Source organism: Xanthomonas sp. NCPPB 2866, assembly GCF_041475745.2.
Lineage (GTDB): Bacteria > Pseudomonadota > Gammaproteobacteria > Xanthomonadales > Xanthomonadaceae > Xanthomonas > Xanthomonas arboricola.
Genome location: NZ_CM192975.1, coordinates 541,715 through 562,618 on the forward strand (window position 1 = coordinate 541,715; position 20,904 = coordinate 562,618).

Sequence of the window (20,904 nt, forward strand, 5' to 3'; positions counted from 1 at the left end):
CGCTGCTTTCAGGTCATGACCACGCCGGCGACCGGCCACGTTATGGCTGTCGTCGCGCTCAGTACCGCCAACCCAGCTGACGATAGAGCTTGGCCAACACCCAGATCGGCCCGATCAGCAGATAGGTCAGGTCGGTCAGGAAGCTCGGCTTGCGGCCCTCGATCCGGTGGCCGACGAACTGCGCGACCCAGGCCAGCACGAACACCGTCAGCGCCGTGGTGAACAGCCCGGTGAGCCCGAGTCTGCCTTCGAGCAACCGGCACAGGCAGCCGAAGAAAAAGAAGATCCCCAGCATGCCCAGCCCGAGCGGACGCGATAGGCGGTTGTAGTACGACCAAGCCGCGAACATCGACAACGCCGCCCACACGCCGCTGCTGAACCAGGTGCCGCCAACCGGGATGCACCACAGCAGGGCCACCACCGACCACAGGATCGCCGGCACCGCCAGCACGTGGATCTGCTGATTGGTGGTGTTGCGGTGGTCGTCGGCGTAGCTGGCGAAATAGCGGTCGATCGGTCGCGCGGTCTTGGTGCGTTCGGTCATGTTCCCTCCCAGGAATGACCCAAGCATACGCGCGCGGATGGCACTGTGGCAGCCGTACTCCCTGCCACGCACAGTGCGCGTGGCAGGGGCCGGTGTGCATCAGTTGACCGACACGGCGCTCCACGCTGCGGCAACCGCGCGGTACTGTGTGGATGTGCTGCCGTATAGATCGGTGGCCGCGCTCAACGTGGCCCTGCGTGCGGCCGCGTAGTTGGTCGAGGAGGTCATGTAGACCGTCAACGCGCGGTACCAGATGCGGCTGGCCGCTGCCCGGCCGATCGCCGTCAATGCCGTATTGCCGTTGCAGACCAGCCCGGCCGGCGTCACGTTCCAACTGGTGCCCGACCCGAAGCCGCTCGGCACCACCGCGCCTTCGGCCAGCAGATAGTAGAAATGGTTGGCCACGCCCGAGCTGTAATGCACATTGAGCGAGCCCAGGCTGCTGCTGTAGCAATCGGGCGAATCGCCATCCAGGCTGGGCTTGAACATGTAGCGCAAGGCCAGCGTCCCGCTGCTGTTGCCCGGGATGATCTTCTCGCCGATCAGGTAGTTGCCCGGCTGCGCGCTGTTGTTGGCGGAGTACTCCACCATCGCGCCCATGATGTCGGACGTGGCTTCGTTCAGGCCGCCCGACTCGCCCGAATACACCAGGCGCGCGGTGCGGCTGGTCACGCCATGGGTCATCTCGTGGCCGGCCACATCCACCGACACCAGCGGCGTGAACGTGCTGCCGTCGCCATCGCCGAAGGTCATGCAGAAGCAGCTGTCCTGCCAGAACGCGTTGTTGTAGCGGCTACCGTAATGCACGCGGCTGCGCGCACCGACACCATCGTTGGCGATGCCGCTGCGCGCATGGGTGGTGCGGAAATAGTCCCAGGTCAACGCCACGCCGTAATGCGCATCCACTGCCGCGGTCACCGTATCGCTGTTGGCGCCGCTGCCCCAGGCGTTGTCGGCATCGGTGACCAGCGTGCCGTTGCCGGAGGTGCTGTTGCGCATGTTGTAGGTGGCGCCGCTGCCGCGGCTCAGATCGGTCAACTCGTAACCGCTGCTGCAACGCGTCGTTGCCAACGCCACGCTGCCTGCATACAGCGAACGCCCGGTGCCGGCCGCACTGGTGCCACCCGCGCAGGCGGTGTGCACCGTGTCCCAGGATTCGAGAATGCGTTGATTGATTGCGTCGACGATGTAATGCATTTCGGTCGGCGTCTGATCGGGCTTGATGCCGCTGTAGATCACTTCATAGACCAGCCGCGGTGCGCCCTGGCGCGCATACAGGGCCAAGCTTGCGCGCGGCGCGGCATCGGGTGCCAGATCGAACTGCGCACCGGCCGCGCGCACTGCCGTGTCGGCATCGATGCCGGGCACGATGCTCGGGCGCGCGCTGGTGTCCATGCTCTGGCTCAACTGACGCATCACTCCGCGCCGCGAATGCACCACCACATCGCCGCCGATCACCGGCAGGCCCTGATACGTACGATCGAAGCGCACATGCTCGCTGCCGTCGGCATCGACAATGCTGTCGCGCGCGACAAACGCATCGGCCGTTGCACGATTGGCCAGCGCCGCAGCGTGATTGCCCAACAAGGATTGCGCGCGCGACACCGCGGCATCTGCAGAAAGATCCGCAGCAGTGGCGACAGCAGACAACGATAGCGCGCAGCAGATCGCAGCGCCCAGGACATGAACTTGCATGACGACTCTCTCCCCGAAAACGTGCAATGCAAAGATCGGCGGCGATACGCATCACGGCCGATCGCGACTGGCAACAGGTGCCGGCAGATAAACTTGCACAGTCCATGACAGCACAGTAGTAAAAGTTACAGCTGTGTTGCGTTCTGTGCGCCGCGCCACTTTGCGGTGTGGAGGGCATCGCAGAGCAGCAGGAGTGTCACTGCGTGTGCGACATCGCCAGCGCAGCAGGCTTGCCGTCTTGTCGCAATCTGGAGGGTGCACCAACCTCCAGCGACGCACAATCCGCTGGCAACAACAGGCAATCCGCGCAGGTGTGTGCAGTCAGACGCGGCCGCAGCGACGCTCTCGGCGCTACTGTCGAAAGCAGACAGGCACAAAAAAACCGGCCAGACATCTGGCCGGTTTTTCGTGCTGCGGCGTTGAACCGTCAGCGGCCGCCGATCGCGACCCGCTGCTGCTCATCCTGCGCACGCTGCTGCGAAGCCTGGCCAGCCAGCAATTGCGCATTGGTCTGTTCCAGCGGGGGAGCTGGCTGGTTCAGATCCACCGCCGCACGGAAGCCCGGCGTGGTGCCCATGACAAATGCCTTGCCATCCTGCACGGTGACGTTCTGCAGTTTGTCTGCCGAATCGATACCGTTCTGCTTGGCCTGCAGGGTGACGTGGGCCGCGGTCTCGTTGGAGATCATGCTGGGCAGCTTGCTGCGGATTGCGTTGTGCAAGGCATGGTCCGGATGCGAGGCATCGTCGAGCGACGGCCCCTTGGGTGCAGCAACCGGCGTCTGCACTGCCTGTGCCTGGGCCGGTTGTGCGGACAACGCGGCCTGCGTGTTGCGCCCCACCACGCCATCGGGCTGCAGCCCGTGTTGCTTCTGGAACGCAATCACCGCCTCACGCGTGTTGTCGCCAAAGCGGCCATCCTCGGCAAGCCGGTTGCCCTGCGCATCGCGCACGCCGAGACGGTTGAGGTCCTGCTGCAGCTTGCCCACATCACTGCCTTGCTCACCATGCCGCAGCGTGCCATTGCCAGGCGCTGCCGCCGGCTGGGGCGCGCGCGCGCCGGACTCCTGCTGATGGCCCTGATTCCAGAATGTCTCCGGACTGGTCAGCTTGCCGTTGGCATCGCGCAGCTGGTAATGCACGTGCTGCGCGTACTGGCTGTTACCGTTCGGGCCGCGTCCACCCATTGTGCCGATGGCATCGCCTGCAGACAGCGTCTGACCTTCCTTCACCTTGAGCGCGTCCAGGTGCAGGATCTCGTGCGAGTTGCCCTGTGCATCGCGAATCTTGACGGTGCCGTAGTTGCCGCCCGCGAAGGTGACGGTTCCGGCGACCGGCGAATGCACCGTCGGGTGCTGCATGTTGCGGCCTGTCTGGCCACCCTGGTAGTTGAAGTCGGTACCGCCGTGATCACGGGCACTGCGATGCTCGCCGTAATGGCCGGTGATGTGCGGTGCCGTCCCGTTCTGCGGTGGGAGCATCCGTTCCATCGTCTGCTGAAACGAGCTGGATCCACCATGCTGTGGCTGCACAGGTGCTGGTGCAGTGTGCTGCACCGGCTGTCCGAGCTGGCCATGGGCTAGATTGTTCATCAGTTCTGGAGTGATATCGCGCTGCCAGCGGGCAAACCGGTTCTCGCGGTCGGCCAATCCATTTGGCGGATCGCCGCCGTTGATCGCAACACCTGCCGCATGCGCGTCCTGCCTGGCGGCCTGCGGCACGTTGTTTTGCCAGTACCAAGTGGCGATGCGGGATGCGTTTTCAGGTTGTGCCGCCAGATCGGGGTGTGCCACCAGATCCAGGTTCAACGCTTCGCCCGCCGCACGATATTGGTCCTTGCCGGTGAGCTGCATATAACCGCGGCCACGGTACAGGTAGCCGTCGCCGGGCTCGTTATTGCCCATGCGTCCGCCATACATCAATTCGGCCAGTTTTTCCGGTTGCCCGCGCAGGGCATCCAAACGTGCCTGCTCCAGGGCTTCGGGGCCCTCACGCAGTGCGGAGCGCACCTTCGAACTCACCTGTGAGGATCCGTGCGTGTAGCGGAACCCTTCTTCCAGGCGGTTGAGGCCCATCGATTCATGACCCACCTGGGCCATGAAGTTTGCCAGCTCCTTCGGCTGGGTAATGCCTGCAGCATAGGCTGACTGGAGCAGCCCTGTTTCACGATCGGTTGCCATGGTGTAACTCCTCATTTCTCAGCAACATGAAATAACGGACTCCTTCCTTGTCCGTGCAAACCATTACGTCCCTTTAATTCGCCTTCTCGGCTGCGGCGTCGTCCAATGCCGCAGCTTTCTTCAATGTGGATGGATCAAACTCCTGAAACGCCACCGTGCCGAAGTCTTTGGCGGTCAATTCCAGGGTGTTGTGCTGCTCGGTCTCGGTATCGGACAGGTCACGCACCACCTTGTCCAGCAACCAGGTCTGCTTGTCTGCCGAATACTTGAACGTGAAGTCGTCTGCCCAGCGCTCGCGCGATCCGCCGGAAATGGAAATGGTGAATTGCCCGGTCTGGATGCGCGAAAACGCGTAGGGGTCGCCTGCCAGACCGCCGCAACGGGCGCATGGCACGATCTTGCTGTTTTCTGAGGCCTTCTGCAGCGCACCGTTTGCGGTCTGCGTCAGCAACACCACCGTACGCGGTTGTCCCTCGCCAAGTTTTTCGGCGCCGCTGGAGGGTGGTGAAATCACCATCAACGCATCGGAGCGGCCCGCGCCAGTCAGATCGCCACGGATGGTCTCCAGAGCCTTCGATCCCGCCGGAATGAAGGAGTCTATCGTGCCCATAGGTACAGTCCCTTGTGTCGGTGTTGCGGGGGTTGGTGCGGCAGGTGCGGACGGCGTCGTCGCCGCGGTACCTGCGGCGGCGGTCGACTGCCCGGTCGCACCGCCAGCTTGAGGTCCGTTACAGGCCGCGAGTGCAACTGCCAATGCAGGGCCGATCAGTCGGAAAGGACGCAAGGTTATCTCCTGAAACGTTGGCGGATATGCCATTACCAGTGTCGCCACTAGCGCGCTGATTAAAGGGACTGGTCGTCCACCTTAACCAGCATCCAGCAGGGGCGCTGGGCGAAGTGGTAGACCTGCTGATCGCCGGTGTCCGGCGTGCGGACCAGTACCTGGCGGCCATCGGCCTCTTCGGAAATCGTGACCTCGCGGCCGCCGTTGCGGGCTGCCTCCAGGTTGGGAATGACAGGCCATTCGACCTTGGCCAGCGGAACCGTGCGGGTGACCGGGGTGGGCTCGGGCTGCGCGTCCGGGTCGAGTTGGATCATCGTCAGCGGATCGGCGGTGGCCTTTTCCTGTACCGCAATGTCTGCACTGAAGCTTTTCAGAAATGCAGAGAAGTCGGCGTTGGGGCAGGTTGTCGCCTGCGCAGGCGTTGCCGGAGCGGTGGCAGGTGCCGGGGCTGCGGGTGCTGCATTCGCAGCAGGCGTCGCAGCGCCGGCGGGCTCAGCTTGCGGCTTGCAGGCGACCAGCGCCAGGCTCAGCGCGAGAGCGTGCAGAGACGTTCGGAAACGGGCCAAGGGATCCTCCTGATCATAGCGGGGCAACTGGAACGCGGGCAGGATGGTATACGCGCGCTGCTTGCCAATGTGTGAAGGCTGGCGGAGTCGTGGCTTGCGCAAACTGGCCGGCATGCGGCAGGCCAATACCCTCGCAGAACAAGCAGCCTGACGGTGGCCCGGTGCTCGGGTGAGTCCACGGCCATTGATTGCGGTCAGCAAAGCCGGGTTATCTCGATCGATCCTGCGCAAAAGTCATGATGATTTGATCATGGTTTGGCCGGGGATTTATCCGGTATGGCGCGGCTGACTATATCCCGTTTGAAAATACATCGAGTGCATCCGCACCCACCCATCCCTGCGCGCAGTCGCCGACATACTGGCCCGGCGCGGCAACATTTCAGCTCTCGCCAGTGGCGGTCTTCGAGCGTTGGATCGGCCTGTCGCCATATGTTCCGCATGCCGGGTTGTTCTTGCATCCGGCGACGCTGTCTGCAGGAATCGCAATGACGCGGTAATACGGAGGTTTCTGTCCGACGCGGCTGCGGAATGAAAAGTATGAGAGCGCCATTGCGACTTTTCTGGGCAACAGACCGCGTCAGGTGCGTCCTTCAGCGCTCAATAAAGAGCGCTGCCCGCCATTGTTGCTTTACTACAGCCTCAAAGCCCCGGACGCGGGGCCTTGGAGATCAATCGACCGAAATACCCGCCAACCGCTGCAATGCCTCGGCGTATTTTGCGCGCGTGCGTTCGATCACTTCTGCCGGCAGGCTGGGGCCGGGTGCGGTCTTGCCCCAGTCCAGGGTTTCCAGATAATCGCGCACGAACTGCTTGTCGTAGCTGGGCGGGCTGGTGCCGAGTTCGTACTGGTCGGCCGGCCAGTAACGCGACGAGTCCGGGGTCAGCATCTCGTCCATGATGTACAGGCGGCCATCGGCATCGGTGCCGAATTCGAACTTGGTGTCGGCCAGCAGAATGCCGCGCTCGGCGGCAAAATCGGCGGCGAAACGGTAGATGCGCAAGGTGGCATCGCGGACGCGTTCGGCAAGCTCGGCGCCGACAGTCATGACCATCGCATCGAAGTCGATGTTTTCGTCATGGTCGCCGACCGCGGCCTTGGTCGACGGGGTAAAGATCGGCTCGGGCAGTTTCTCGGCCTGGCGCAGGCCGTCGGGAAGTTCGATGCCGCTGATCTTGCCGGTACGCTGGTAATCCTTCCAGCCGCTGCCGATCAGGTAGCCGCGTGCGATCGCTTCCACCGGCACCGGCTTGAGCTTGCGCGTGACCACGGCGCGCTTTGCATACAGCGCCGGGTCCACGCCCTCGGGCAAGACCTGCTCCACGCTGATGTCGACCAGATGGTTTGGCATCAGGTGTTCGGTCTTGTGGAACCAGAAGTTGGAGACCTGGCACAGCATCTCGCCCTTGCCGGGGATCGGGTCGGGCAGCACCACGTCGAACGCGGACAGGCGGTCGGTCGCCACCATCAACAGATAATCGCCCGGGGGCGCGTCGGCGGGCAGGCGCTCGCGGGGAATGTCGAAGACATCGCGGACCTTGCCACGGTGACGCAACGGCAGGCCGGGCAGATCGGATTGCAACAGCGTGGTCGACACAGGCACTCCTAAGGACGTCGCAATGACGCTGTCCCCGGGACCCGGCGGGCCCGCGGGTGGGCAGCGGGCCGCGTAGTGTACGGCGCTTCGGCGCGCGCCGCTGTATTTATTGGGGCCGCCCCGGTGGGCGGCGTGCATGCCGCGTCAGCCAGGCCGGGCGGGCGTTCGGGTAAGATCGCCAGCCCGCCTTCCCGCCCCCGATTGCCCATGTCCTGGTACGGAAAACTGCTCGGCGCACTGGCCGGCGCCCTGCTGTTCCGCGGCGCGCCGGTACTCGGGCTGATGATCGGCCTGGCGATCGGGCATGCGGTGGACGCCGGCTGGTTCAAGCGCCGCGCCGACAACCCGTACGAAGCGCTGGGACTGGAGCCGGACGCCACCACCGCCGAGATCGACCTGGCCTACCGCCGGCTGATGTCGCGTTACCACCCGGACAAGGTGGCCAACGCCGAGCCGGAAGCACGCCGCCAGGCGGAGAAGAAGGCCAGCCAGATCAATGCGGCCTACGATCGGATCCAGCGGCTGCGCAAACGCTGATCCAGCCTACGCTGCAATATCGCTGCCAGGCACCCGCACAGGGTCGGCATGGGCGCCACAAATGAAAACGCCCGACCCATGACAGGTCAGGCGCGGTCACTCGGACGCTAAGCACTCAAAAGCGATAGGTCGCCGTCAGGCGCACCGCATTCGACGAAAAGTCGGTATCGCTGCGACGCAGGTCGGTGCCGGCCGGATTGACGCGCAGAAACGGGTTGGTCGCCGGCGCGGTACCCGGCCCGACCCGCACGCGGGTGTCTTCGTCCTGCAGGCGGGTGAACAGGTATTCCACACCGACCGAGACGTTGTCGCTCAGGCGGCGCTGCAGGCCCAGGCCGGCCTGGTAGCCGTCGGCGCTGTCGCCGCCGCTGCTGGTGAAGCTGTTGGCGGTGTTGCTGCTGGAGAAGCTGTGGTCGAACTCGCCGCGTGCCACGCCGGCGGTGAAATAGGCCAGAAAGTCGCCCTGCGCGCCAAAGGCATAACCGATACGGCCGCGCAGTGCGGCGGTGCGGTTGAGCTGGCGGGTGAAGGTGTAGAACGCCGGGGTGGTGCTGAAGGCGCTGACGCTATCGCGCAGGTCGTTACGGGTGTACTCGGCAACGACGCCGTAGACCCAGTTGCCGGCCTGCCAGTCGTAGCCCAGCCGCGCACCGTATTCGGCGCCACCCTTGTCCTTGCTGCAGCCGCTGGCCGGAGTGCGCCCGGCCGCCGCGCCGCCGCAGAACCCGGGCGAGAAGGCATCGGCGCCGGTCGGGGTGCTGACCTGGTCGCCGTCGCGGCCGTCCAGGTTGGTGTCGAAGCCGAAGCGGCCGCCGGAAACGCCACTGACGTCGGCGCCGCCGACATTGGCGCCGATCGAGAAACCTGACCAGTCGGCCGGGCCGGTCTGGGCCCAGGCGGACGGGGCGAGGGCCATCAAAAAAACAAGCGCAGCGGAGGCGAGCGGGGTGGTCTTCATGCGGTGTCCTTGGCGAAAGGGCGCGGTGCGCCGGTTCAGCTGCATACGCAGGCTGGACCGCTGCGGATGCACTGGCTTTGCGCGCCTGCGACAATGTGTTTTCCGTTCCTTGACGAGCTGCCCATGCAACCGACGGCGATTGCCCCGTCCATCCTGTCCGCCGATTTCGCCCGTCTGGGCGAGGAAGTGAACAACGTCCTGAAGGCCGGCGCCGACTGGGTGCACTTCGACGTGATGGACAACCATTACGTGCCCAACCTCACCATCGGCCCGATGGTGTGCCAGGCGCTGCGCAAGCACGGCATCACCGCGCCGATCGACGTGCACCTGATGGTCGAGCCGGTGGACCGCATCGTGCCGGACTTCGCCGAGGCCGGCGCCACCACCATCAGCTTCCATCCCGAAGCCAGCCGCCATGTGCATCGCACGATCCAGCTGATCAAGTCGCACGGCTGCCAGGCCGGCCTGGTGCTCAACCCGGCCACCCCGGTGGACATTCTGGACTGGGTGCTGCCCGAGCTGGATCTGGTGCTGGTGATGTCGGTCAATCCCGGCTTTGGCGGGCAGGCCTTCATTCCCTCGGCGCTGGACAAGCTGCGCGCCATCCGCAACAAGATCGACGCGCTGGGCAAGCCGATCCGGCTGGAGATCGATGGCGGGGTCAAGGCCGACAACATCGGCGCGATCGCTGCCGCCGGTGCCGACACCTTCGTCGCCGGCTCGGCGATCTTCAACGCGCCCGACTATGCGCAGGTGATCGCGCAGATGCGCGCGGCGGTGGATGCGGTGCGATGAGCGCGCCTGCGCTGCAGATCCGCGCCGCCACGCCCGACGATGTGGCGCTGCTGCATGAGCTGATCACTGCATTGGCGGTGTACGAACGCGAGCCCGATGCGGTCAAGGCCAGCCCGCAGGACCTGCGCGCCAGCCTGTTCGGCGAGGGCGCCACCGCGCATGCGCTGATCTGCGAGCAGGACGGCCAGGCGCTGGGATTTGCGGTGTATTTCTTCAATTACTCGACCTGGCTCGGCCGCAACGGCCTGTATCTGGAAGACCTGTTCGTGCGCCCGCAGGCGCGCGGGCAGGGTGCCGGTCTGGCCTTGCTGCGGCACCTGGCCCGGTTGGCCGTGCAGCGTGGCTGCGGGCGTTTCGAATGGTCGGTGCTGGACTGGAACCAACCGGCCATCGACTTCTATCAGGTGGCCGGTGCGCGCCCGATGGACGGCTGGACCGTCTACCGGCTCGACGGCGAGCGCCTGGTCGCGTTCGCCGCCGGCGCCTGAGCGCGCCCTGCGCGCCGCCGCGGCACGCAAAGAGAAGGCCGCTCCCCTTGGAGCGGCCTTCGAGAAAATTGGAGGCTGATCCTGCCTCCGCCCGTCGTCCCTGCTATGGCCTTCCACTCTCCGGGTTCTCGGTGACATGCCGATGACAGCCCGGCGACATTGCGTATTCACGATGCGCGCAGCGGGCCGCTGCTAGCCTGCGTCCACCACCCCCACAGCATTGGCAGCGTGCATGGCCGCGTCCCACTGGCGTCTGATCCTCAACGGCAAGTCCACCGACAATCTGGACCTGCGTGAGGCGGTGGGAGCGCTGCGCAAGCGTGGCATCCAGCTTGAGGTGCGGGTCACCTGGGAAGACGGCGATGCCGAGCGCTATGTCGGCGAAGCGGTTGCCGACGGCGCCCACACCGTGATCGCGGCCGGCGGTGACGGCACCTTGAGCGAAGTGGCCGCGGCGCTGGCGCATCACACCGCCGATGCCGCCACGCTGCCATCGCTGGGCCTGGTGCCGCTGGGCACCGCCAACGACTTCGCCACCGCCGCCAACCTGCCGATCGAACCGCTCGCTGCGTTGACGCTGATTGCCGAGCGCCCTGCCGAGCCGATCGACCTGCTGCGCATCGACGCCGAGCACGGCCCGCACTGGTGCGCCAACGTCGCCAGTGGCGGGTTCGGCACCCAGGTCACCGTCGAAACCGACGAAGGCCTGAAGAAGATGCTCGGTGGCCTGGCGTATCTGATCACCGGCATGTCGCGGCTGGGCCGCATCGACCCGATCAGCGCCCGCTTCAGCGGCCCGGATTTCAGCTGGGAAGGCGAGTTCATCGCGCTTGGCCTGGGCAACGGGCGCCAGGCCGGCGGCGGCCAGGCGCTGTGCCCGGAGGCCCTGATCGACGATGGCCTGCTCGACGTCACCATCGTGCCCGCGCTCAACGGCGAAGTGGCCGCCACCCTCGGCACGCTGGTCACCGGCGGCAAACAGGCCGCGCTGGAACGTGTGGCCGTGCGCGCGCGGCTGCCGTGGCTGGAGATCGTCGCCCATCAGCCGCTGACCTTGAACCTGGATGGCGAGCCGGAGACCTCGCTGCATTTCCGCATCGAATGCGTGCCGGCGCGGTTGCGGATGCATTTGCCGGTGGAGTGCCCGTTGCGGAGCGCTTGAGGGTGGGGAGTCGGGAATCGGGATTGGGGAATCGGTAGAGCGTGGGCTGGCTGTTCTGCGCCAGGCTGGCCCGCCCGGCTTCGCAATTTGCTTGGCTTTCGCCTCGGGCCTGCTGCCCTGGCGCGGCAGTTGCGCTACAGTAGGGACGTGTCCCGCTTGACGACTCCACGCTCCTTCTCTTCCGCTCGCCGCTGGTGGCGATGGTGGCCCGTTGCCGTCGTCCGCCCCGCCACAGAGTCCCGGAAGGAAAGTCGTCTTGATCACTGCAGAGCAGTTCCAGCGCCAGGCCGCTGAAGGTCACACCCGTATTCCCGTCGTCCGCGAAGTGCTGTCCGACCTGGACACGCCGCTGTCGGTCTATCTGAAGCTCGCCGACGGCCCCTACACCTATCTGTTCGAATCGGTCGAAGGTGGCGAACGCTTCGGGCGCTATTCCATCATCGGCCTGCCGGCGCGGCGCGTGTACAGCTTCCGCGGGCATACGCTGGAAATCAGCGAGCACGGCGAAGTGCTGGAAACCCGCGAGGTCGCCGATCCGCTCGCCGAAGTGGACGCCTTGCGCGCGGAGCATTCGGTGCCGCAGCTCGACGGCCTGCCCGGCTTCACTGGCGGCCTGGTCGGCTGGTTCGGCTTCGAGTGCATCCAGTACATCGAACCGCGCCTGGGCAGCGGCGACAAACCCGATGAGCTGGGCACGCCGGACATCTTGCTGATGCTGTCCGAAGAGCTGGCGGTGTTCGACAACCTCAAGGATCGGCTGTACCTGATCGTGCACGCCGACCCGCGCCAGCCGCAGGCCTATGTGCGCGCCAACCGGCGCCTGGACGAACTGGCGCACCGGCTGCGTCAGGGCGGTGCCGGGTATCCGCAGGCGCAGGTTTCCGATGCGATCGACGAGTCGGACTTCCACTCCTCGTTTACCCGCGAGGAATATCACGCGGTGGTGCGCAAGGCGCAGGAATACGTGCGCGCCGGCGACATCTTCCAGGTGGTGCCGTCGCAGCGCTTGCGCGTGCCGTTCCGTGCGCGTCCGGTGGATGTGTATCGCGCGCTGCGCGCGCTCAATCCCTCGCCGTACATGTATTTTCTCGATGTGGGCGGCACGCAGGTGGTGGGCTCCTCGCCGGAAATCCTGGCGCGCCTGCGCGATGGGGTGGTCACCGTGCGGCCGATCGCCGGCACCCGCCCGCGTGGTGCCACGCCCGAGCAGGACAAGGCGCTGGAAGTCGAATTGCTGGCCGACCCGAAAGAGCGCGCCGAGCACGTGATGCTGATCGATCTCGGTCGTAACGATGTCGGCCGCGTGGCCGAACCGGGCACGGTCAAGGTGGGCGAGCAGTTCGTGATCGAACGCTATAGCCACGTCATGCACATCGTCAGCGAGGTCACCGGCACGCTCAAGGCCGGCCTGAATTACAGCGACGTGCTGCGTGCGACCTTCCCGGCCGGCACCGTCAGCGGCGCGCCGAAGATCCGCGCGCTGGAGATCATCCGCGAACTGGAGCCGGTCAAGCGCAACGTCTATTCCGGCGCGGTCGGTTACATCGGCTGGCACGGCGATGCCGACACCGCCATCGCGATCCGCACGGCGGTGATCCAGGATGGGTATCTGTACGTGCAGGCCGGCGGCGGCGTGGTCTACGACTCCGACCCGGATCTGGAATGGCAGGAGACCATGAACAAGGGTCGCGCGCTGTTCCGTGCGGTCGCGCAGGCGGCCAAGGGGCTGTGATGGACGGGCAGGGCAACGCTGCGCGCATCAGCTTCCGCAACGATTACAGCGAGGGCGCGCACCCGCGCCTGCTGCAGGCCTTGGCGCAGGCCAGCGCCGAGCAGAACGCCGGCTACGGCACCGATCGGCATACCGCGCGTGCGGTTGCGTTGATCCGCAGCGCAGTCGCGCAGGCGCAGGCCGAGGTGCATTTGCTGGTCGGCGGTACCCAGACCAACCTGACCGCGATCGCGGCGTTCCTGCGCCCGCATCAGGCGGTGATCGCGGTGGAAGCGGGGCACATCGCCACGCACGAAACCGGCGCCATCGAAGCGACCGGCCACAAGGTGCTGACCGTACCCGCATTGCACGACAAGCTGACCCCGGCGCTGATCCAGCCATTGCTGGATGTGCACGGCAACGAGCACATGGTGCAACCGCGCCTGGTCTACATCTCCAACAGCACCGAGAGTGGCACCATCTACAGCCGTGCCGAGCTCGAGGCGCTGTCGCGTTTCTGTCGCGCGCACGATCTGCTGCTGTATCTGGATGGCGCACGCCTGGGCGCCGCGCTGACCGCCGAGGGCAACGATCTGGATCTGCCCACGATCGCCGCGCTGACCGATGCGTTCTACATCGGCGGCACCAAGAACGGCGCATTGCTCGGCGAAGCGCTGGTCATCGTCACTCCTGCCTTGCAGGCCGACTTCCGCTACCTGATCAAGCAACGCGGCGCGCTGCTGGCCAAGGGCATGCTGCTGGGATCGCAGTTTGCCACTCTGTTCGAAGATGGCCTGTTCTTCGAGCTGGCCGCACACGCCAATGCGATGGCCCAGCGCCTGCGCGCGGGATTGCTGGCCGCTGGCGCGCAGTTCACCAGCGATTCGCCGACCAACCAGCAGTTCATCGCCGTCAGCGCGCAGCAGGCCGCGCAGCTGGCGCAAGGCTACGACTTCGAGCGCTGGGAAGTGCGCGCCGATGGCAGTCAGGTGATCCGCTTCGTGACCTCGTGGGCGACCACGGCCGCGTCGGTCGACCGGCTCTGCGCGGACTTCGCAGCGCTCAGTCATTCGGCCATGCATCCATAACCATCTATCTCATCAAGGAAGACCCCGATGAAGCGAGTTGCCCTCTGGATTTTCGCAAGCCTGTTGATGCTGCCGCTCGCGGCGACAGCGCAGGTCAACAGCCTGCCGTCACAGCCGCATTTGCTGGTGAAGGGCCAAGCCTCGCGGACGGTTGATCCGGACCGTTTCATCCTAGATCTCAAGGTCAGCAACACCGATCTGCAGCCTGACCTGGCGCGCAAATTTGTCGAGGAACGCGCCCGATCGGTATTGGACGGCCTGCGACGCAACCACGTGCTGATGGATTCGCTCTATGCCTCGTCGCTGTCGATCTCCCCGCAGTCGCGCTACGAAAATGGCAAGTCGGTGTTCCAGGGGACCCGCGTGGAGCGCAAGATCCGCGGCACCTTCTCGTCCCTGAAGGACGTGCGCGCCTTTCTGGGTGGCCTGGAGGCCAACGAGAATGTCCAGGTGTTGTCGATGCAGAGTGCATACGCCGATGCGGCCAAGCTGCGCGCCGAACTCAAACGCGAAGCCGCAACGCAATCGCGGGAATCCGCCCAAGGGCTGGCCAGCGCCTACGGCGTGCGGCTGACCGGGATCTACAGCATCTCCGATGTGGCGCCCAGTTTTGCCTACGGCGTCGAAGCCGGCACCTGGTCTGCGCCTGCAGCGCCAACGCCCAGCTCCGTGGTTTCGCCGCCCTCGCCACCGGCACCCCCACCGCCGCCGCCGCCGCCACCTGGTGCAGATGGCAAGGTGCAAGGCCTCGGCGAAAGCCTGCTGACCGGCACGATCACCTACACCGAGAACATCTATGCGGTCTTCCTGATCGCGCAATGAGTCGCTGCCGTGCGGGTCGTCTGCGCGCAGGGCGTCCATGACATGGGGAGCGCCTGCCCACCGGGGTGCGCGAACCGTAGTATGTGCGCGACCGCAGCGCCAGCGTGAACCGGCCGGTGCGGGAACTGAAGGATTTCCGCAAGCTCGCGGTACCAGCAGGCGGTAGCGCGCCGGTGGAGTTCGTGTTGCGGCGTGCGGACCTGTTGTTCATCGGTCAGGCATTGGAACCGATCGTGGAGCCGGATGTATTCGCTGTGTGGGTGGCGCCATCGGCTGAAGCTGCAGGACTGACGGCGAGCTTCGAGTTGATGGAGTAAGGTGACGTGCGGTGACGTTGGTCGATGTTCATGACCTCGAGCACCGTTTGCGTCTGAAGTCCGATGATGACCTTTGCCCGGGCGGTCGGTACGACCGCCCACGCGGATCACGTGCTGCGCAATGATGCGTAAGAGCAGAACGCGGGTGGGCCCGGAAATCCGGGCCCACCGCGGCTTGGTCAGAATTCCTGCCAGCCTGCGCCGTCTGTTGCGCCGGTGACTGACTCGAGTTTGCGTGGTGCCCGGTGCGGAACAACCTTTGCAGGTGTCTTCAGGGGCGCTGCCGTTTTCCTGCTGCCGGAGTTCGCAATGGCTGATGTGGCAGCAGCTGCGCCGACCGGAACAGCTTTCTGTCCGTCGATCTTGAAGACCGCCACCGCCTCGGTCAGCTGCGTCGCTTGCTCTTCCATCGCACGTGCTGCAGCCGTCGCTTCCTCGACCAGGGCTGCGTTCTGCTGCGTCGTTTCGTCCATCTGCGTGACCGTGATGTTGACCTGCTCGATACCGGCCGACTGCTCCTGCGACGCCGCGGAAATCTCGCCCATGATGTCGGTCACGCGCTGCACGCTGGCTACGATCTCGGCCATCGTGGCGCCTGCGGTATGCACCAAGGTCGAGCCTTCGGCGACCCGCTCGACCGAATCGTCGATCAGGCTCTTGATCTCCTTCGCCGCAGCGGTGGAGCGTTGGGCCAGCGTGCGCACTTCCGAGGCAACCACGGCAAATCCGCGCCCCTGTTCGCCGGCACGTGCCGCTTCCACGGCGGCATTCAAGGCCAGGATATTGGTCTGGAACGAGATTCCGTCGATGACGCTGATGATGTCGGCAATCTTCTTGGACGAGGCCTCGATACCGGCCATGGTGCCCACCACCTTGCTCACGATCTCGCCGCCCTGGGACGCCACGCCTGCCGCGCCGATCGCCAGTTGGTTGGCTTGACGTGCGTGCTCGGCGTTCTGGCGCACGGTGGAGGTGAGTTCTTCCATCGAGGCAGCGGTTTCCTCCAGGTTGGCCGCCTGTTGTTCGGTGCGCTGCGACAGGTCCTGGTTGCCGGCGGCAATCTCGCTGGCCGCCGAATTGATCGACACGGCCGACTGCTGGATGCGGCCAACGATTTCGGCAAGCTGCGCGGCGGTGGTGTTGGCGTCATCGCGCATCTGCGCGAACACACCCCTGAACTCGCCGGTCATGCGTGCGGTCAGGTCGCCTGCGGCGATGGACTGCAGCAGCGAAGACAGCGATTGCAGGTTGCTGTCCGCGGTGGCCATGAGCAGGTTCAAGCTCTCCACCATGATGCGGAAATCGTACTGGAAACGCTCGGCATCGCCGCGCGCGGTGAAGTCACCGTCCGCGGCAGCCTGCGCCAGCTGCTTGATCTCGATGTTCATTGCGGACAGGTTGGCCTTGACCTCGTCCATGGTCTGCGTCAGCACGGCCTTCTCACCGGGCAGGCGCTCCATGCTCTCGCTCAGGTCGCCGATGGCATAGCGGCCCATGATCCGTGCAAGGTTGGACTGCACGGCCAGGTGGGAGGCCACAAGCGCATTGGTGTCCTCGGCCATGCGGCCGTAGTCGCCCGGGAAGGCCTGGGCATCCATGCGGAAGCTGGTCTGGCCTTCGTCGTGGCGCTTGGCCATGTCGCCCTGTGCAGTCAAAAGGGCCTGCAGCTGTGTCTGCATGCCCTGCATGGCGCGCAGCAAGCGGCCGGTCTCGTCCTTGGCCTGTGTCTGCACGTTGTTGCCGAGCTGACCATTGGCGATCGCCTCGGCTGCGTTGGTGGCGCGTGCCAGCGGCTGGGTCAGGCTGCGGGTGATGAGCCAGGCTAGCAGGCTGCTGACCAGCACGACCGCGGCACCGCCGAGGATGAGCAGGAGCTTGCCGCGATCCATCGACCGGACTGCTTCTGCGTAGGCCTGTCTGCTCTGTCCTTCCTGCCGGGTGACGAGCTCGCGGATCTTGTCCTGCCAGGCGAGCGTGGCAGGCCGCGCCTGTTCGCTGAGGATGTCCTGGGCCTGCGCGTTCTCGTTCTTGGCGGCCAGTGCCATGACTTCGTCGTTGAACTTCACGGAAGTCGCCCGACGCTCGTCCATCTCGTTACGGATCTTCCGCCCTTCCTCCGAGCTGGACAGCGTATCCAGCCTGGTGCGCAGCTCCTGGTAGCGCTGGCGCTGGGCGTTGATGGTGTTGAGCGCTTCGGTGTTGAGCTCCTCGCTTGTCGCCATGGCATACGTGCCCAGTGCGATCAGCAGCGAGGAGTTGGCATCCAGCATGCCGTTGCCGATCTGGATCTTGGCGGTGCGGTCGAGAACGATGAAGTCCAGCTGCGCGCGTGCGTTCGCCATCGTGCTCAGGCCGGTGGCCACCAGCAGGCCTGAGAGAAGAATCAGGATTCCGAATGCAACGGCCAGGCGGTGGCCGACGTTGAAGCGTTGAAGAAAGGCGATCATGGACGTCCCAGAAGAGATCAGTGGAGGCATCGATTTCCACGCTGTTAGCGAGCCTGGCACCGGTTCCCCAATAACGGCGTCCTTGTCCAAAACTGGAATGTCTGTCACTAAATTATCATCGCACCCTTCAGAAAACGCCCGAGCTGTCGGGGTGCTCCTGACGCAAGTCAGGACGGGCGGCTGCACGCCTGGCACAAACCGCTGTTCGCCGTGCCGCCGTCTTGCCATCCTCAGGCTCGGCAACACCTGCCTGCGTTTTAAAACGCGCTGACTACATGGCGATGTTGCCGACCTGCCTGGCTACATGTAGATGGCTCTACTGATCCGGGCGCCGAAGCCTGCATCGGGATTGGTTGCGGAGTCGCCCAGCCTTTCCTGCATGACCGCCACGGCAAGGTCGCGACGTTTCGCCAGTCGGCTGCGGTCGGCGCTGGCAAGTGCATCGCCCATCTCGCTCCTGGTCAGATCGGTGCAATACGCAGGCGCTCCTGGCTGCTGGCGCCAGGAATCAGCCAGCTGGCCCGAATAAAACGCGTCGAAGCCGGTGTCATTCACCAATGCCATCGCGACCTCGCGATCGTTGTCGCGATCAGCCGCCACGGGGATGGCGATACGGCCGGGCGCAGTGGCCGGCTGGCCTTTCTCGGCAAGCGAACCAGACCCGATCGCATTCCATGCCTTGGCGATCGGGCGACCCAATTGCTCAGCCACCCACAGGCTCTCGACCTGGCCCGCTTCAATCGCGTCAATCTTGCTATCACGCGCGGGGTAGTAGTTGGACGTATCGATCAGTACGACATCACTTGAAACCTGCGCCAGCAGCGGCTTGAACTCCGGAATCCTGTTCAACGGGATCGAAAGGATGATGGCATCGACATCGACCACACACTCTTGCGCAGTCACCGCGCGAGCGCCCGAGGACAGCAGTTGCAGGTCAATCGTCTCTGGCCCACGCGAGTTGGCAACCTTGACCTCATGGCCGAGCGAACTCAACTTTTTCACCAACGTCTTGCCGATATGGCCGGTGCCGATAATGCCTAGCTTCATGATGCGTTCTTCTGTGTAGAGAGCGGGATGGTTTGCGGGGCGAGGGAAGTGCCTTTCACGCAGGAAGCGCCCAGCCCGAGCGCAGCACGTCCTGCAGCGCCTGCCGCGCGTCGCTGTCCGCGTCACCGCTGGCAGCTCCTGCCCAGGCGATCGCAAGCGCGGCAAGAAAGATGTCGCGGCCAGTCAACGATGCCCTCGCCTGACCAGAGCGTTGTGCAGCCTGCAGAAACACGCCTGAGGCCTCGACCACGGATTGGCAGGTCGGCATCAACACCGAACTTGGCTGGGACCATGCGGCCCGTAGCGGCTCCGGAAGACCTTCGTAGGCATTCATCCAGTTTCCCAACGCCTCGATCCATCGTTGCAGCGCACGCCCCGGGTCGTGCTCTTCTGCCCTGATGGCCATGCGTGCTTGCTCGAGGTTGGCGTAATGCGTTTCCAGTAGCGCTGCCAGCAGGGCGTCGCGGCTGGGGAAGTGCCGGTACAAGGTCCCCGGGCCAACGCCTGCGCGCTTGGCAATGCTGTCCATCGACACGTCGATGCCTTCCTCGGCAAAGGCGTTGCCGGCGACCTCGAGAATATGGGTCCTGTTGCGTTGGGCATCGGCGCGGGGAGGGCGTGGCTGAACGTCGGAGGACATGGGTCGGTTAGTCTGGCTCTTGATATCCGGAGTGTATCTCCATATATTTCCCGACACAAACGGAGCGTGTCTCCTTTTTGCTGGGCACTCTGAACCGGGAGGTTTCGAGACTGCGGGCGGCGATCGGCCGTCGCCGTCTCCGCCGGTTGCCACCGCCGGACGCACGCACCACCACTGCAGATCGAGGAACGCATGAGCCACTCCAAGACGATGATCATTGGCCTGCACCTGGGCAATGGCTACGGGTCTCAGCCGGGAGCCTGGCGCATGCCGTGGGTGGATCCGACCAACTACACCAGCTTCGATGCCCGCGTGCGTCAGGCGCAGGCCGCCGAGCGTGGGAAATTCCAGTTCATCTTCCTGCCTGACGGTCCGAGCGCGGTGGCCGATATCGACAACGAAGCGCCTCACTTCAACCTGGACGTGATGATGACCCTGGCTGCCGTTGCGCGCGGCACCGAGCGTATCGGTCTGGTGGCCACCGGCTCCACGACGTTCAACGAGCCGTTCAATCTTGCGCGGCAATTCAAGGCGCTGGACATCATGAGCCACGGGCGTGCCGGCTGGAATGCGGTGACCTCCAGTGGCGAGGATGTCGCCGCGAACTACGGGCGAAAAATTCCGCCCAGCGCGGATCGTTACGCACGTGCGCACGAGTTCGTGCAACTGGTGCAGGCGTTGTGGGGCAGTTGGGGGAAGGATGCCTGGCTGCACGACCAGGCCTCTGGCCGGTTTGCCGACGCCAGGCAAATTGCGCCGATCAACCTGCAAGGCAAGTTCGTCGGCTCCCGCGGACCGCTGTACATACCACCCTCCGAGCAGGGCCAGCCGGTGATCTTCCATGCCGGCGGCAGTCCCAATGCGTTGGAGCTGGCCGGACGTTATGCCAGTGCTGTGATCGGTGCGTGTTTCAGCATTGAAGATGCCCGCGCGCAACGCACCGCCTTCCGCAACGCCGCCAAGCAGGCCGGCCGCGACCCGAACGAGATCAAGTTCATTCCAGGGCTGATGACGACAATCGCGCAGGATCGCCGTGCGGCACTGGATCGCCGGATTGCACTGACCGCGCAGACGTTTCCTCAGCGGCTGGGTTACCTGCAACAGATGCTCGGGCTACGTCTGGATCCTGCTGCACTCGAGCGGCCTCTGTCACCCGCGCAACTGGCTGCGGCACGCCCGTCGCCGCATGATCCTCGCTCGACAAAGGCGCTGCAGATCGCGCGGGAGGGCTGGAGCCTGCGCGACATCCTGGCCCATGGCGTCATCGACTATCACCCGGTGATTGTGGGCCCGGCGGTCGAGGCGGCCGACCACATGCAGGCCTGGTTCGAGGCAGGTGCGGCCGATGGTTTCTGGATCTCACCGGATATCAATGACGACGGCATCGATGCCTTTGTCGATGGAGTCGTGCCGATCCTGCAGCAACGCGGTCTGTTCCATCGCGATTACCGGGGCACCACGCTGCGCGACCACCTGGGCGCACCTGCCCAATACGGGCGCGATCCACGCATCACTGCGTGAGCCGCAGC

Annotated in this window: 18 protein-coding genes and 2 pseudogenes; 9 read left to right on the forward strand and 11 right to left on the reverse strand. The window is 65.0% G+C overall.

Annotated elements, in window-relative coordinates; all coding sequences use genetic code 11:
* Positions 1-58: 58 nt before the first annotated feature.
* From ACCQ04_RS02315 to ACCQ04_RS02345, 7 genes and pseudogenes are all read right to left on the reverse strand, one after another.
* Complete coding sequence (locus tag ACCQ04_RS02315) at positions 59-544, reverse strand: Mpo1 family 2-hydroxy fatty acid dioxygenase (protein ID WP_104554502.1); 486 nt, start codon at positions 542-544, stop codon at positions 59-61.
* Positions 545-643: 99 nt separating this feature from the next.
* Positions 644-2,239, reverse strand: a complete 1,596-nt coding sequence (locus ACCQ04_RS02320) for a M4 family metallopeptidase (RefSeq protein ID WP_102250960.1) — start codon at positions 2,237-2,239, stop codon at positions 644-646.
* A 427-nt stretch (positions 2,240-2,666) separates the two neighbouring features.
* Positions 2,667-4,418: a peptidoglycan-binding protein gene (locus ACCQ04_RS02325; protein WP_226426943.1), complete on the reverse strand. Its 1,752-nt coding sequence runs from the start codon at positions 4,416-4,418 to the stop codon at positions 2,667-2,669.
* A 73-nt stretch (positions 4,419-4,491) separates the two neighbouring features.
* Positions 4,492-5,028, reverse strand: a complete 537-nt coding sequence (locus ACCQ04_RS02330) for a hypothetical protein (RefSeq protein ID WP_226426942.1) — start codon at positions 5,026-5,028, stop codon at positions 4,492-4,494.
* Between the two features lie 233 nt (positions 5,029-5,261).
* The gene (locus tag ACCQ04_RS02335; RefSeq protein ID WP_065033022.1) at positions 5,262-5,768 is read right to left on the reverse strand and encodes a hypothetical protein; all 507 of its coding nucleotides are present in this window, start codon (positions 5,766-5,768) and stop codon (positions 5,262-5,264) included.
* 289 nt (positions 5,769-6,057) lie between these two features.
* A pseudogene (locus tag ACCQ04_RS02340) lies at positions 6,058-6,288 on the reverse strand (hypothetical protein); the annotation flags it as partial.
* A 148-nt stretch (positions 6,289-6,436) separates the two neighbouring features.
* Positions 6,437-7,363, reverse strand: a complete 927-nt coding sequence (locus ACCQ04_RS02345) for a phosphoribosylaminoimidazolesuccinocarboxamide synthase (RefSeq protein ID WP_024938204.1) — start codon at positions 7,361-7,363, stop codon at positions 6,437-6,439.
* 207 nt (positions 7,364-7,570) lie between these two features.
* Between ACCQ04_RS02345 and ACCQ04_RS02350 the strand changes: the two genes are divergently transcribed.
* A complete protein-coding gene (locus ACCQ04_RS02350) occupies positions 7,571-7,900 on the forward strand; it encodes a J domain-containing protein (protein ID WP_016901358.1) in 330 nt (109 codons plus the stop codon).
* Between the two features lie 115 nt (positions 7,901-8,015).
* Here ACCQ04_RS02350 and ACCQ04_RS02355 read toward each other — a convergent pair whose 3' ends face one another.
* A complete protein-coding gene (locus ACCQ04_RS02355; protein ID WP_226426941.1) occupies positions 8,016-8,858 on the reverse strand; it encodes an outer membrane protein in 843 nt (280 codons plus the stop codon).
* A gap of 123 nt (positions 8,859-8,981) precedes the next feature.
* Between ACCQ04_RS02355 and rpe the strand changes: the two genes are divergently transcribed.
* The 7 genes and pseudogenes from rpe to ACCQ04_RS02390 form a co-directional block, all read left to right on the forward strand.
* Positions 8,982-9,653, forward strand: a complete 672-nt coding sequence (rpe, locus tag ACCQ04_RS02360; RefSeq protein ID WP_102254998.1) for a ribulose-phosphate 3-epimerase — start codon at positions 8,982-8,984, stop codon at positions 9,651-9,653.
* Entirely contained in the window at positions 9,650-10,141 is a 492-nt protein-coding gene (locus tag ACCQ04_RS02365; protein ID WP_226426940.1) for a GNAT family N-acetyltransferase, read from the forward strand. Before rpe ends, ACCQ04_RS02365 begins: the two co-directional genes overlap by 4 nt.
* A 232-nt stretch (positions 10,142-10,373) precedes the next feature.
* Complete coding sequence (gene yegS, locus ACCQ04_RS02370; RefSeq protein ID WP_054592401.1) at positions 10,374-11,303, forward strand: lipid kinase YegS; 930 nt, start codon at positions 10,374-10,376, stop codon at positions 11,301-11,303.
* 256 nt (positions 11,304-11,559) lie between these two features.
* Complete coding sequence (trpE, locus tag ACCQ04_RS02375; RefSeq protein ID WP_046345463.1) at positions 11,560-13,035, forward strand: anthranilate synthase component I; 1,476 nt, start codon at positions 11,560-11,562, stop codon at positions 13,033-13,035.
* A complete protein-coding gene (locus tag ACCQ04_RS02380) occupies positions 13,035-14,102 on the forward strand; it encodes a threonine aldolase family protein (RefSeq protein ID WP_184457397.1) in 1,068 nt (355 codons plus the stop codon). Before trpE ends, ACCQ04_RS02380 begins: the two co-directional genes overlap by 1 nt.
* A gap of 27 nt (positions 14,103-14,129) precedes the next feature.
* Positions 14,130-14,924, forward strand: a complete 795-nt coding sequence (locus tag ACCQ04_RS02385) for an SIMPL domain-containing protein (protein ID WP_184457395.1) — start codon at positions 14,130-14,132, stop codon at positions 14,922-14,924.
* Between the two features lie 80 nt (positions 14,925-15,004).
* Positions 15,005-15,241, forward strand: a pseudogene (locus ACCQ04_RS02390) (fibronectin type III-like domain-contianing protein); the annotation flags it as partial.
* Between the two features lie 179 nt (positions 15,242-15,420).
* On the opposite strand, the gene ACCQ04_RS02395 reads toward ACCQ04_RS02390, so the two are convergent.
* The 3 genes from ACCQ04_RS02395 to ACCQ04_RS02405 form a co-directional block, all read right to left on the reverse strand.
* The gene (locus ACCQ04_RS02395; protein WP_184457393.1) at positions 15,421-17,688 is read right to left on the reverse strand and encodes a methyl-accepting chemotaxis protein; all 2,268 of its coding nucleotides are present in this window, start codon (positions 17,686-17,688) and stop codon (positions 15,421-15,423) included.
* A 300-nt stretch (positions 17,689-17,988) separates the two neighbouring features.
* Positions 17,989-18,861 (reverse strand): NADPH-dependent F420 reductase, encoded by an 873-nt coding sequence (locus ACCQ04_RS02400; RefSeq protein ID WP_226426938.1) that lies wholly within the window; start codon positions 18,859-18,861, stop codon positions 17,989-17,991.
* Positions 18,791-19,375: a TetR/AcrR family transcriptional regulator gene (locus ACCQ04_RS02405; protein ID WP_065050354.1), complete on the reverse strand. Its 585-nt coding sequence runs from the start codon at positions 19,373-19,375 to the stop codon at positions 18,791-18,793. The genes ACCQ04_RS02400 and ACCQ04_RS02405 overlap by 71 nt, the downstream gene beginning before the upstream one ends.
* A gap of 192 nt (positions 19,376-19,567) precedes the next feature.
* Here ACCQ04_RS02405 and ACCQ04_RS02410 point away from each other — a divergent pair, with 192 nt between their 5' ends.
* Positions 19,568-20,896 (forward strand): NtaA/DmoA family FMN-dependent monooxygenase, encoded by a 1,329-nt coding sequence (locus tag ACCQ04_RS02410; protein ID WP_184457391.1) that lies wholly within the window; start codon positions 19,568-19,570, stop codon positions 20,894-20,896.
* The last annotated feature ends 8 nt before the right edge of the window (positions 20,897-20,904 follow it).

Excerpts from the sequence above, each read along its gene's own strand:
- ACCQ04_RS02385 (WP_184457395.1), top strand. The coding sequence starts at position 14,130 with ATGAAGCGAGTTGCCCTCTGGATTTTCGCAAGCCTGTTGATGCTGCCG.
- ACCQ04_RS02405 (WP_065050354.1), bottom strand. The coding sequence starts at position 19,375 with ATGTCCTCCGACGTTCAGCCACGCCCTCCCCGCGCCGATGCCCAACGC.
- ACCQ04_RS02325 (WP_226426943.1), bottom strand. The coding sequence starts at position 4,418 with ATGGCAACCGATCGTGAAACAGGGCTGCTCCAGTCAGCCTATGCTGCA.
- ACCQ04_RS02380 (WP_184457397.1), top strand. The coding sequence starts at position 13,035 with ATGGACGGGCAGGGCAACGCTGCGCGCATCAGCTTCCGCAACGATTAC.
- ACCQ04_RS02410 (WP_184457391.1), top strand. The coding sequence starts at position 19,568 with ATGAGCCACTCCAAGACGATGATCATTGGCCTGCACCTGGGCAATGGC.
- ACCQ04_RS02320 (WP_102250960.1), bottom strand. The coding sequence starts at position 2,239 with ATGCAAGTTCATGTCCTGGGCGCTGCGATCTGCTGCGCGCTATCGTTG.
- rpe (WP_102254998.1), top strand. The coding sequence starts at position 8,982 with ATGCAACCGACGGCGATTGCCCCGTCCATCCTGTCCGCCGATTTCGCC.
- ACCQ04_RS02395 (WP_184457393.1), bottom strand. The coding sequence starts at position 17,688 with ATGATCGCCTTTCTTCAACGCTTCAACGTCGGCCACCGCCTGGCCGTT.
- ACCQ04_RS02315 (WP_104554502.1), bottom strand. The coding sequence starts at position 544 with ATGACCGAACGCACCAAGACCGCGCGACCGATCGACCGCTATTTCGCC.
- ACCQ04_RS02355 (WP_226426941.1), bottom strand. The coding sequence starts at position 8,858 with ATGAAGACCACCCCGCTCGCCTCCGCTGCGCTTGTTTTTTTGATGGCC.
- yegS (WP_054592401.1), top strand. The coding sequence starts at position 10,374 with ATGGCCGCGTCCCACTGGCGTCTGATCCTCAACGGCAAGTCCACCGAC.
- ACCQ04_RS02350 (WP_016901358.1), top strand. The coding sequence starts at position 7,571 with ATGTCCTGGTACGGAAAACTGCTCGGCGCACTGGCCGGCGCCCTGCTG.
- ACCQ04_RS02365 (WP_226426940.1), top strand. The coding sequence starts at position 9,650 with ATGAGCGCGCCTGCGCTGCAGATCCGCGCCGCCACGCCCGACGATGTG.
- ACCQ04_RS02330 (WP_226426942.1), bottom strand. The coding sequence starts at position 5,028 with ATGGGCACGATAGACTCCTTCATTCCGGCGGGATCGAAGGCTCTGGAG.